This is a genomic window from Streptomyces albus subsp. chlorinus, assembly GCF_013302895.1.
Classification (GTDB): Bacteria; Actinomycetota; Actinomycetes; order Streptomycetales; family Streptomycetaceae; genus Streptomyces; species Streptomyces chlorinus.
In genome coordinates this window covers 3,387,516-3,398,875 of record NZ_VJOK01000001.1, presented here as the reverse complement: position 1 = coordinate 3,398,875, position 11,360 = coordinate 3,387,516, and the positions used below count along the sequence as shown (strand labels likewise).

Annotated in this window: 11 protein-coding genes and 1 pseudogene; 6 read left to right on the top strand and 6 right to left on the bottom strand. The window is 75.1% G+C overall.

The window, feature by feature from the left end:
* Window positions 1–647: pseudogene (locus FM076_RS15130) on the top strand (CHAD domain-containing protein); the annotation flags it as partial.
* 320 nt (window positions 648–967) lie between these two features.
* Here the strand turns inward: FM076_RS15130 and FM076_RS15125 are convergent.
* Entirely contained in the window at window positions 968–1,795 is an 828-nt protein-coding gene (locus FM076_RS15125) for a class I SAM-dependent methyltransferase (RefSeq protein ID WP_173871126.1), read from the bottom strand.
* A gap of 277 nt (window positions 1,796–2,072) precedes the next feature.
* On the opposite strand from FM076_RS15125, the gene mshA reads away from it, so the two are divergent.
* Together mshA and FM076_RS15115 are read left to right on the top strand one after the other, a co-directional pair.
* On the top strand, window positions 2,073–3,440 hold the full coding sequence (gene mshA / locus FM076_RS15120; protein WP_173871124.1) for a D-inositol-3-phosphate glycosyltransferase: 1,368 nt from the start codon (window positions 2,073–2,075) through the stop codon (window positions 3,438–3,440).
* Complete coding sequence (locus FM076_RS15115) at window positions 3,433–3,945, top strand: YbjN domain-containing protein (RefSeq protein WP_173871122.1); 513 nt, start codon at window positions 3,433–3,435, stop codon at window positions 3,943–3,945. The genes mshA and FM076_RS15115 overlap by 8 nt, the downstream gene beginning before the upstream one ends.
* A 159-nt stretch (window positions 3,946–4,104) precedes the next feature.
* On the opposite strand, the gene FM076_RS15110 is transcribed toward FM076_RS15115, so the two are convergent.
* The 4 genes from FM076_RS15110 to FM076_RS15095 all read right to left on the bottom strand — a co-directional run bounded on the left by FM076_RS15110 (window position 4,105) and on the right by FM076_RS15095 (window position 6,620).
* Window positions 4,105–4,371 carry a DUF4235 domain-containing protein gene (locus FM076_RS15110; RefSeq protein WP_173871120.1) on the bottom strand — a complete coding sequence of 89 codons (267 nt, stop codon included), beginning with the start codon at window positions 4,369–4,371 and terminating at the stop codon, window positions 4,105–4,107.
* Window positions 4,371–4,682 (bottom strand): DUF3618 domain-containing protein, encoded by a 312-nt coding sequence (locus tag FM076_RS15105; RefSeq protein ID WP_173871118.1) that lies wholly within the window; start codon window positions 4,680–4,682, stop codon window positions 4,371–4,373. The genes FM076_RS15110 and FM076_RS15105 overlap by 1 nt, the downstream gene beginning before the upstream one ends.
* Entirely contained in the window at window positions 4,679–5,140 is a 462-nt protein-coding gene (locus tag FM076_RS15100) for a phage holin family protein (protein WP_173871116.1), read from the bottom strand. The genes FM076_RS15105 and FM076_RS15100 overlap by 4 nt, the downstream gene beginning before the upstream one ends.
* 151 nt (window positions 5,141–5,291) lie before the next feature.
* Window positions 5,292–6,620, bottom strand: coding sequence for an MDR family MFS transporter (locus FM076_RS15095; RefSeq protein ID WP_243274931.1), 1,329 nt, complete (start codon window positions 6,618–6,620; stop codon window positions 5,292–5,294).
* Window positions 6,621–7,007: 387 nt separating this feature from the next.
* On the opposite strand from FM076_RS15095, the gene FM076_RS15090 reads away from it, so the two are divergent.
* Window positions 7,008–8,558: an oxidoreductase gene (locus FM076_RS15090; RefSeq protein ID WP_173874758.1), complete on the top strand. Its 1,551-nt coding sequence runs from the start codon at window positions 7,008–7,010 to the stop codon at window positions 8,556–8,558.
* An 18-nt stretch (window positions 8,559–8,576) separates the two neighbouring features.
* Here the strand turns inward: FM076_RS15090 and FM076_RS15085 are convergent, their stop codons facing one another.
* Complete coding sequence (locus FM076_RS15085; protein WP_173871112.1) at window positions 8,577–8,717, bottom strand: hypothetical protein; 141 nt, start codon at window positions 8,715–8,717, stop codon at window positions 8,577–8,579.
* Window positions 8,718–9,178: 461 nt separating this feature from the next.
* On the opposite strand from FM076_RS15085, the gene FM076_RS15080 reads away from it, so the two are divergent.
* Both FM076_RS15080 and FM076_RS15075 read left to right on the top strand, forming a co-directional pair.
* Window positions 9,179–9,976: a 3-hydroxybutyrate dehydrogenase gene (locus FM076_RS15080; protein WP_345945022.1), complete on the top strand. Its 798-nt coding sequence runs from the start codon at window positions 9,179–9,181 to the stop codon at window positions 9,974–9,976.
* Window positions 9,977–9,986: 10 nt separating this feature from the next.
* A partial coding sequence (locus FM076_RS15075; RefSeq protein WP_243274513.1) for a GAF domain-containing protein occupies window positions 9,987–11,360 on the top strand: 1,374 nt, incomplete at its 3' end.

The following is an 11,360-nucleotide window of genomic DNA, read 5'->3' as shown; positions in this document are numbered from 1 at the left end:
GGAACGCAACTCCGCGCGGAGCGGACTCCCGGTGGGCGCCGCACGGGCCGGTGCGCTGCTGGAGCGGCAGCTCACCCTCTCCCGGACCCGCGCCCACTCGGCGGCGCTCCAGGCGCTGGGCTCGTCCCGCTTCCACGCCGTCGCCGACGCGGTGGCGGTGCTGGCTTCGGAGGCACCCTTCCGCGGTGACGACCCGCTGGCCGACCGGCCCGCGCCCGAGGTCCTCCTCCCCCTGGCCGACCAGGCCCGCCGCCGGCTGGCCGACGCCGTCGCCGTGCTGCCGCTCTCCCGCGCCGGCGCACCCTACAACGCCGACGGGCTGGCCAGGTCGCTGGCCACCGAGGTGCGGCAGGACGCCGCCTGGGACCAGGTACGGGTCCTGCTGCGGCTGCACCGGTACGCGCAGGAGGTACTGGGACCGCACGCCGAGCACGACCCCCCGGCTGCGGCCCGCGGGTGACGCGCTGGAGCGGCACCGGGCCGCTGCCGCGGCGGCGGCCGCCGCCGCCTCGGCAGCCGCCACTCCGCGGATCGCACCCGCGACCGCGTACGCCCTCGGCGTCCTCCACGCCGACCAGCGCCACGAGGTCGAAGCGGCCCGCTTCGCCTTCGGCCACCACTGGAACCCCCACCAGCGCGAGGACTGACGACCGCCCCCCTTTTCCCGCCGCGACGGCGTTGTGCCCGGCGGCGGGGCGGAGACCGGCGGGACCGTGGCCGCGCGGGTTCACGGTGTTGTGGAGCCGTGGCGTATGCGAGGTATGCGAGGTATGCGAGGTCTTCGGGGTGTGGTGTGCCAGCGGTTCGGCACCGCCGGGCAGCTTGTGGGGGTGCGCCGCCGTCGCCGCGGGGGAGAAGTGCCGTCGCGGCGGAGAGAGGTGCTGTCGCGGCGGGGAGGGGCGCTGTCCTGGCGGGGAGAGGAGAAGTGCTGTTCTGGGGGAGTGGTGCTGTCGCGGCGGGAGGGGCGTCAGGCGGGGGTGTTGCGGGGGGCGAGGGCGTGCCAGGGGACGGTCAGCTCGCCGTGGCGCCAGCGGCGGGCGTCGAGGAGGGGCCAGTCGGTGGCCAGCGCGTGGGCGGCACGCACCCAGCGCTGGCGGGCGCCGAGGGAACCGTAGGGCGCGGCGGCGGCCCAGGCCCGGTCGAAGTCGCGGAGGAAGGCGTGCACGGGTTCGCCGGGCACGTTGCGGTGGATGAGCGCCTTGGGCAGGCGTTCGGCCAGGTCGGAGGGGGCGGTGAGGGTGGCGAGGCGGGCCGCGAAGGTAACGGTGCGGGGTCCTTCGGGGCCGAGCGCGACCCAGACGTGGCGGCGGCCGATCTCGTCGCAGGTGCCCTCCACGAGCAGGCCGTCGGGGGCCAGCCGGGCGCACAGCCGCTCCCAGGCGGGGCGGACCTCGGCCTCCGGGTACTGGCGCAGCACGTTCGCGGCCCGGATCAGGGTCAGGCCCCGGCCGCCGCCGGAGACCCCGCCGACGGGCAGCTCGAAGCCGCCGCGTACGAACGCCAGGCCGGGCCGCTCGTACGGGCGCGCGGCCGCCACCCGCTCGGGGTCGATCTCGACGCCGTACATCTGGAGGTCGCCCCGCACCTGCCGCAGCCGCTCCAGCAGTTCGACGGCGGTCCAGGGCGCGGCGCCGTAGCCCAGGTCGACGGCGGTCGGGTGCGGGAGGGAGCGGCGGAGCGCGGGGCCGTGCGCGGCGGCGATCCAGCGGTCCATCCGCCGCAGCCGGTTCGGGTTCGTCGTCCCCCGCGTGACCGTACCGACCGGGCGGGACGGTACGGGGGGACGCGGAGGCATGCGACGAGGATACGAGCCCCGCCCCGCCCCGCCGTCCCGGCCCGAGCCCGAGCGGGGCCTCCGGCTCGCAGTTCCGACCGTTCCCCCTCCCGAAGGCTCGCGGGGCCGGCGGGGGGTTCCGGGAGGGGTGGATTCCCGGTTCCTGGGTCACGATTCGGCAAAGTGGGAAGACGAGGCAACCTTCGCGCTGTTTCCCGTCGAGGGCCCGCGCTGCCCGGCTCCGCCAGAGGACCGGCCCCGGTCCGCTACCGCCCGAACCGCAGGAGGCATCGCCACCGTGAGCCACTACGTGTCCCGGCTCGGTCAGCGGATGGCCGCGCGGTCCGCGTCCCCGCAGCAGTCCAGGTCGCCGCTGCTCCGCCTGGCCGGGCCCCGCCGGGTGCGCCGCGTGGCGATGCTCAGCGTCCACACCTCGCCCTTGCACCAGCCGGGGACCGGTGATGCGGGCGGCATGAACGTCTACATCGTCGAGCTGGCCCGGCAGCTGGCCGCGCACGGCATCGAGGTGGAGATCTTCACCCGTGCCACCACGGGTGCCCTCGAACCGGCCGTCGAGCTGGCCCCCGGCGTGCTGGTGCGGCACATCGACGCGGGCCCCTACGAGGGGCTGTCCAAGGAGGAGCTGCCCGCGCAGCTGTGCGCTTTCACGCACGGGGTGATGCAGGTGTGGGCGGGGCACCGGCCCGGCTACTACGACCTGGTGCACTCCCACTACTGGCTGTCGGGGCACGTCGGCTGGCTGGCGGCCCAGCGCTGGGGCGTCCCGCTGGTGCACGCCATGCACACCATGGCGAAGGTCAAGAACGCCGCGCTCGCCGAGGGCGACACCCCCGAGCCCGCGGCGCGGGTCATCGGCGAGACGCAGATCGTGCGGGCCGCCGACCGCCTCATCGCCAATACGGCCGAGGAGGCGGGGGAGTTGGCGTACCACTACGAGGCGCCCGCCGAGCGCGTCGCCGTCGTCCACCCGGGCGTCAACCTCGACCGCTTCCGCCAGGCGGACGGCCGCGCCGCGGCGCGGGCCCGGCTGGGCCTGCCGCAGGACGCCCTCGTCCCGCTCTTCGCCGGGCGCATACAGCCGCTGAAGGCCCCCGACGTGCTGCTGCGTGCCGCGGCCCTGCTGGTGGACGAGGACCCCTCGCTGCGGGGGCGGCTGGTGGTGCCCGTCGTGGGCGGGCCCAGCGGCAGTGGTCTGGCCAAGCCGGAGGGGCTGCAGAAGCTGGCGGCCCGGCTGGGCATCGCCGACCTGGTGCTCTTCCGTCCCCCGGTCGGCCAGGAGCAGCTCGCCGACTGGTACCGGGCCGCGTCCGTCCTGGTGATGCCGTCCTACAGCGAGTCCTTCGGCCTGGTCGCCGCCGAGGCGCAGGCGTGCGGCACCCCGGTGGTGGCCGCGGCGGTGGGCGGCCTTCCGGTCGTCGTACGGGACGGCACCAGCGGCTACCTCGTCGCCGGGCACGATCCGGCGGACTACGCGCGGACGCTGCGCCGCTTCGTGGACGACCCCCACCTGGCCGGCCGGCTCGGCGCCGCCGCGGCCCGGCACGCCCAGGGCTTCGGCTGGGACGCCGCCGCGGAGGCCACCGCCGAGGTGTACGCCGCGGCGGCACAGGAGCGGCGCCGTCGCCTACGATCGCCGCATGGGTGACGTTGCGGCCGCTGCCAGGACAGCCATCGAGCAGACGCTGAGGGACGCCGAGCTGGAGTGGGAGAGCCAGTCGGAGGGCACCTACGTCGTCACGCTCCCCGGCACCCGCAAGCTGAAGACCACCTGCTCCCTGGTGGTCGGCGCCCACTCCCTCTCGGTGAACGCCTTCGTCGTCCGCAACCCCGACGAGAACCACGCCGCCGTCCACCGCTGGCTGCTGGAGCGCAACACCCGCCTGTACGGCGTCGCCTACGCGGTGGACCAGCACGGTGACATCTACCTGGCCGGTCGCCTCCCGCTCGCCGCCGTCACCCCCGAGGAGGTGGACCGCCTCCTCGGAAGCGTCCTGGAGAACGCGGACGGCTCCTTCAACACGCTCCTGGAGATGGGCTTCGCCTCCGCCATCCGCAAGGAGTACGCGTGGCGGACCTCGCGCGGCGAGTCCACCCGCAACCTGGAGGCGTTCACGCATCTGACGGAGCCACAGGAGGGGCCGCGGGGCTGAGAGACGGGAGAGCCCGGCCGCGCGGTCCCACGGGAGAGCCCGGACCGCAGCGACCGGCTCGCGAGCCGGTCCCGCACGGGCCGGGTCCTGGGAGTTCTGCGCGGCCTTGGCGGCCTGGGGCCCTGGCGGGCCGGCCCGGCCGGGTGGGCCCGGCCGGTGTCAGCTGGGCCAGGTGCCGGTGAGGCGGTGCACGGTGGTGGCACCGCTGCGGTCCACCGCTGCCTTGACGGCGGCGAAGATGGCGCCCTGGAGCGCCGCCGCCAGCAGGATCTCGCGCCAGCCCCGCTCCTGGTCGGTGGCACCTGGAGCGTTCTCCTCGTGGCCGGTGGCCTTCCAGATCTGCTTGAAGACCGCGCCGGACAGGGCCCCGCCTGCCGCTCCCAGCAGCATGCCCACGGGTTTGTAGGCGAGTTTGACGGTGTTCATCAGTGCCTCCTGCCGCGCCTGCCGCGCCTGCCGCGTCGCCGGGTGAGGAGGACGAGCGCGAGGGCCGCGACGGCGGCGCCCGCCGCGACGGGCACGCCCGGATTGCTCCGGGTCTTCTCCCCCACGGTGTGGGCGGTGTCGCTCACCTGCCCCTTGAGGCGCGTCGCCTTCTGCCGTGCCTGTGCCTTCACGTCGGCCCGTGCCGCCAGCGCCTCGACGGTGTCGCCGAGTTCGCGCCGCGTCTCCTCGACCTGGACCCGCAGTTCCTCCGGGCTCTGCGCGGCGCCGCGTCCGTCGGTGCTGCCCGTCATCGGTGCGACCTCCCCTTGATCTCCGCCACATCGGCCTTCACACTGCCGACGGCCCGTTCGGGAGTGGGCGGGGTCGCCTTGCCGATCTGCGCCTTGCCGAGGACGGCGAGCACGCCGGCCAGCGCCAGCAGGATGCCCGTCACCACCAGCGCCGCCACCCACAGCGGCCAGACCAGGTCCAGCAGCACGATGGCGGTCGCGGCGAGGGCCTGCAGGCCGACGAAGCCGAGGAGGCCCGCCGCACCGAACATGCCGCCGCCGAGACCGAAGCGCTTGCCCTTCTGCCGCATCTCGGCCTGCGCCAGCCGCAGCTCCTGCCGGGTCAGCTCGGTGATCTGCGCGGAGGCGTGCTTGACCAGCTCGCCCACCGACTCCTCGGTGCGCCGTGGGGCAGTGGTGCGTTCCAGCGCCTCGGTACGGCTGTCCTCGCGAGGAGGGGCCTCAGGTGTCGTGACCATGGTGCACATCCGCCTTTCGCTGCTCAGCCGGTTCTCGTGCGGGAATCACCCCTCCCCGGCGTACCCGAGCGCTATGGCGATATGCGGCTTATGTCCCTGTCTTTCCAGTTTCGCCCGTCGGCTTTCCGGGCCGGCTGCGCTCCCGGTGTACTCACTCACCCACCGTGCCCGCGGGTGCCCCGGCCGGGGCACCCGGCACCGCCCGGACGCCCCCGCCCTCCCGGACGGGTTCGTCCGCCGCCCTCTCCGCTGCCTTCTCCCGTGCTTCCTCCGGCGCTTCACCCAGTACCCCCTCCGCCGTGCCTTCCGTCCGCAGGCTCCGCAGCAGCAACCCGTACCCCACCGCGGCGAGGGTGCCCACGAGGGCGCTGGCGGCCCACAGGGTGCCGGAGCCGAAGTGGTCGATGACGGTGCCGCCGAGGAGGGGGGCGCCGAGGGCGGCGGCGGACCAGGAGAGGGTGTAGACGCCCTGGTAGCGGCCCCGGCCGTGGGTGGGGGAGAGGCGGACGACCAGTCCGGTCTGGGTGGGCGCGTTGATCATTTCGCCGAGTGTCCAGACCACGACGGCCACCGCGTAGAACGCCGCCGAGGAGGCGAACGCGTTCAGTCCGAACCCGTAGCCGGTCAGCAGCGCCGAGACGACCAGCAGCCGGGCCGGGTCGCGGTGTTCGATGAAACGGGTGAGCGGGATCTGGAGCAGCACGATGAGGACACCGTTGACGGCGATGACCGTTCCGAAGTCATCGCTGGTCAGCCCCTGTTCGCCCATGGAGATGGGGAGGGAGACGAACGCCTGCTGGATGAGCGTGGCCAGCAGCAGGTTGAGGGCGACGACGACCATGAACCGCTTGTCCCGCAGCACCGTCCCCATGGAGACGGCCGCGGCGTCCCCGGCGGCGCCCCCGTCCGGTCCGGCGGACGCGGGGGCGGCGGCGGGACGGGACTCGGGGAGCTTGAGGAAGACCACGATCGCCGTGGCCAGCACCATCGCCGCCTCGCCGAGGAACAGCAGGTGGTAGCTGTACTGCGCGATGAGTCCCGCGCTGGTGGAGGAGACCGCGAAGCCGAGGTTGATGGCCCAGTAGTTGAGGGAGAAGGCCCGCACCCGGTCCTCGGGGCGCACGATGTCGGCCATCATCGCCTGGACGGCGGGGCGGGAGGCGTTGGAGGCCATGCCGACGACGCCGGCGACCACCGCGATGGCGACCGGGTGCGTCACCAGGCTGAGCGAGGCGACAGAGGCGGCGGTCGCCAACTGGGCGGCCAGCATGGTGGGCCGCCGCCCGAGCCGGTCGGTCATGACGCCCGCGACGACGGAGGAGACGACGCCGCCGAGCCCGTAGAGGGCGCCGACGAGTCCGGCGTACGTGGCGGAGTAGCCGCGCTCCGCGGTCAGGTACAGGGCGAGGAACGTCGCCACGAAGCCGCCGAGCCGGTTGACGAGCGTGCTGGTCCACAGCCACCAGAACTGCCGGGGCATGCCGCCGACGCTCTCGGCCACGGCCCGCCCCAGTCTGCTGCCCGCGATGCCACCGGCGCGCCCGCCGGCGCCCGGCACCGGGCGCGCGCCCGCGCCCGTATCCCCGTCCTGGCCCTCGCCCCTGCCCATGACCGCTCCCCTCGATCCCGCGCCGCCATCGCCTCCCCTGTGCGAGCGGTGTGCCGCGTGCCGCAACGTACCGAGGGGCCAGGGGGCCGGGCCAGCCAATTGACGGCCGCCGTCAATCCGCCGCCGGGAGGCCCTGAACAGCCCCCGGCCGGGACGGCGGTTGGCGTCCCGGGAAGCGGGCAGGGTGCTGTCCGGGGCAGTGCCGGGGTGGCGTGAGGCGCGGGGAGGCGGCGGGTGGCCGGGTATGACAGCGGGGAGATGCCGCAGGACCTGACGGCGGTGGAGCGGGGCATGTGGCAGGCGTACCGCAACGGTGCTCCCTACGACCTCCGTACCGGGATCCCCTCGCACGATGATCCCTGCGGCGGCCACGTCTGGGGCGCCGACCGTGCCGTACGGGCCCGGATCATCGCGCTGCTGCTGCTCGACGGCCCTCCTGCGCTACCGGGCAGGGCGCCCGCGCTGAAGCTGACGGGCTGCCGGATCAGCGGCCCGCTCGACCTGTCCAACTCCCACCTCACCGTCCCCCTCCACCTCCAGCAGTGCAGACTGGACGAGCCGGTGCGGCTCGTCGACTGCCGGGCGGGCACCGTGACCCTGCACGGCTGCCGCGCGCCACGGCTGGAGGCCAGGCGGCTGACCGTCGAGGGCGATCTGCAACTGACCCGCGGCGAACTGGACCAGGGGCTGGTGCTCGCGCAGGCCACCATCGGCACGGACCTCACCCTGGAGGGGCTGCGGCTGGGCCGGGACGAGCGGGGCCGGGCGCTGGACGCCGACGGGCTGAACGTCACCCAGGATGTGAACGCCGACTGCCTGGAGTCCACCGGTGAACTGTCCCTGCGGGGCGCCCGGGTGGGCGGCACGGTGAGCCTGCGCGGCTGCCGGCTGCGCGGCCCGCACGGCACCCCGGCGCTCACCGCCTCACGGCTCGCGGTCGAGGAGAGCTTCGTCCTCGCGCCGTTCGTTGCCACGGCGGACCTCGCCGCGGGCTCCATGCTGGTGTCCTCCTACAGCCGGTCGCGGCACGCGGAGATCCAGGGCGGCGTGGTGCTGGACGGTGCCACGTTCGGCGGCGCGCTGGTGCTGGAGAGGGCACGGCTGGTACTGGACGACTCCCAGGAGCTGTCCTTGCGCGGTATCCAGGCCACGGAGCTGGTGTTCGCCCCGGAGCGTCCGCCGCGCGGCCGGGTCGTGCTCCAGGACGCCGTCGTCGAACGGCTGGTCGACCTCGCCGGCAGCTGGCCCGGCGACGGCCGGCTGGTCCTCCGCGGCTTCACCTACACCGATCTGGTGCCGAGGGGGTATTTTCCGCTCGCCCGCCGTCTGGAGTGGGTGCACGCGGCGACGCCCGAGTTCGAGCCCGGGCCCTACGACCGCCTGGCCGCCGGCCTCCAGGCGCGCGGCGAGGACGCCGACGCGCACACCGTCCTCCTCGCCAAACTGAGGCGGCGCCGGGAGACCCTCCCCGCGCCGCTCCGCGTGTGGGACGCCGTCCAGGACCTCGCGCTCGGCTACGGCTACCGGCCCGGCCGTGCCGCCGTGTGGCTCACCCTCCTGCTGACGGGCGGCTCCCTGTGGTTCGCCCGCAATCCGCCGCCGCCCCTCAAGCCCGACGAGGCACCGCACTGGGAGCCCTTCATCTACACCCTCGACCTCCTCCTCCCGGTGCTCGACCTGGGGCAGGAGGCGGCCTGGCGGACCACCGGGGCGTCCCAGTGGATCGCCCTGGTCCTCGTCATCCTCGGCTGGCTGCTCGCCACGATCGTCACGGCCGGGGCCGCCGCGGTCATCCTGCGGCGGAACTGACCGCCCCCTCCGTGGGGCTCAGTCGCCCAGCCCCCGGTCCCGGGTGAGGTACGACGTCGAGCAGAGGGTGTCCAGGAAGTGGGTGCCCGCCTTCCCGCAGCCCTCGCCCGGCTTGGCGGGCGTGCCGTGGCTCATGCCGATGCGGGCAGAGGCGCGCATGGGGACACTCCTTCCGGGGGGCCGGAGAGCGGAAGGGGTACCCGTACGGGAGGACCGGGCCGGCACCGGGCTGACGTGCCCGCGCCCCAAAGGAGTTGAGCCGTATGTCCGCGGCCTCCACATGGCCGCTCCGCCGTCACGGGCACCAGCGGGACTGCGGCGCACACGGTGCGGTCCGCGCCGCCTGTACCCCGGTGGGTGTGGCCCGCACACGCCGACGTGCCGGCAAGTGTGGCCTCTTCGCACATGCGGGCCGCCGGTGCCGCGCTCCTAGGGTGGCGGCCATGACGTCGCAGCCCGAGCCCGCCCGGACCGACCCCTCGGCCTCCGTCCCAGTCCCCGCATCCGCGCCGGCACCCGGTTCCGATTCCGATTCCGGTTCCGGTTCCGCCCCGGCCCCCTTCCCCGGTGCTGTGCCCCCGGCGTCCCTCCCCGGTGCCGTGCCCGCGGTGCCCGGGCCCGTGTCCCGTTCCGTCTCGCTCGACCTGACCGGCCGCACCGCCCTGGTCACGGGCGCGGCCAGCGGTATCGGCCGGGCCTGCGCGCTGCGGCTGGCGGCGGCGGGTGCCCGTGTCCGCGCGGTCGACCTGGACCCGGAGGGCCTCGAATCACTCGCGGACGAGGTGGCGTGCGAGGCGGGCCCCTCGGCGCCGGCCGTGGACCTCCGCCTCCTCGATCTGACGACCCCCGCCGGGCTGGACGCGGCCGAGCGCGCCGCCGACGGCAGCGACGTGCTCGTCAACGCCGCCGGGAGGCAACTGGTGCGCCCCCTGGAGGAGTTCCCGCCCGAGGAGTTCCGCGCGATGCTCACCCTCATGCTGGAGGCGCCGTTCCGGACCACGCGGGGCGCGCTGCCCGGCATGTACGCCCGGGGCTGGGGCCGCATCACGCACATCTCGTCCGTGCACGGGCTGCGCGCGTCCGCGTACAAGTCGGCGTACGTGGCGGCCAAGCACGGACTGGAGGGGCTGTCCAAGACGACGGCGCTGGAGGCCGCCCCGCACGGGGTGACCTCCAACTGCGTCAACCCGGCGTATGTGCGCACGCCGCTGGTGGAGCGGCAGATCGCCGACCAGGCGGAGGCGCACGGCATCCCGCCCGAGCGGGTCGTGGCGGACGTGCTCCTCGCGGACTCGGCGCTCAAGCGGCTGCTGGAGCCGGAGGAGGTCGCGGAGGCGGTCGCCTATCTGTGCACGCCCGCCGCCTCCTTCCTCACGGGTTGCGCCCTGCCCCTCGACGGCGCCTGGACCGCTCACTGACCCTGTGCCCATGCACCGCACCACGGACCAGTCACAGGACGACGACTCCCCGGACCTCCCCGGCACTCCGGACGGTCGCCCCGCCGGCGCGGACGGCGCCTCCGGCACCTCCGGCACCGGCGTGGACCCCGCGGAGTCCCTCTGCCTCGGCTACCTCGAACTCCTCACCCGGGGCGCCCCGGCCGAGGCGTACGACGACCCGGCCGCCCACGCGCCCGGTACGCCCGCCGGTACATCCGGCGGCACACCCGGCGGCTCGGCCGAGGGCGCCGGGGCGGGGGCGGGGGCGGCGGCCGAGCGCGGCAAGCAACTGGCCCTGCGCATACGCGCCGAACTGGAGGGCAGACGGCGCCGGGAGGCCGAGCTGACCGCGCTGTTCGAGACGGTGCACGACCTGGCGGGGCTGCGCGACCTGGACGACGTGCTCCAGGCCATCGTGCAGCGCGCCCGCCGCCTGCTGGGCACCGAGGTCGCCTACATGACGCTCACCGACCCCGCACGCGGCGACACCTGCATGCGGGTCACCGAGGGCTCGGTCTCCGCCCGCTTCCAGCAGTTGCGGCTCGGCATGGGGGAGGGCCTCGGCGGGCTCGTGGCGCAGACCGCGCGCCCCTACGCCACCCAGAACTACCCGCGCGACGCCCGCTTCCGGCACACCGACGCCATCGACCGCGGTGTCGGCGAGGAGGGCCTGGTCGCCATTCTCGGGGTGCCGCTGCTGCTCGGCGGCCGGGAGGTCATCGGCGTGCTGTACGCCGCCGACCGGCGCGAACGCGTCTTCGAGCCGGAACAGATCGCGCTGCTGCGCTCGTTCGCGGCGCACGCCGCCGTCGCCCTCGACAACACCCGCCTGCTGACGGAGACCACCCAGGCCCTGGCCGGACTGCGCGCCGCCAACGACACGATCCGCCGCGCCTCCGACGTCCACGACCGGCTCACCGAACTGGTGCTGCGCGGCGGCGGCGTGGAGGAGGTGACGCGCGCCCTGGCCGAAGTGCTGGGCGGACGCGTCGAGTACACCGCGCACACGGAGGACCCCCGCGCGGACGGCGCCGCGTGGGCGGCGGCCGTCGAACGCTCCCGCCGCGGCGGACACGCCGTTCGCGAGGGCGGCACCTGGGTGGCCGCCGTCACCGCGGGCGGCGAACTGCTGGGCGCCCTGCTGCTGCACGGGCACGCCGGGCTCGCCGCCGTCGACCAGCGCACCCTGGAGCGCGCCGCGATGGTGACCTCGCTGCTCCAACTCGCCCGCCGCTCGGCGAGCGAGGCCGAACAGCGGGTGCGCGGCGAACTGCTGGACGACCTGCTGGACGCCGCGCACCGCGACCCGCACCTGCTGCGCGACCGCGCGGCCCGCGTCGGCGCCGACCTCGACCTGCCGCAC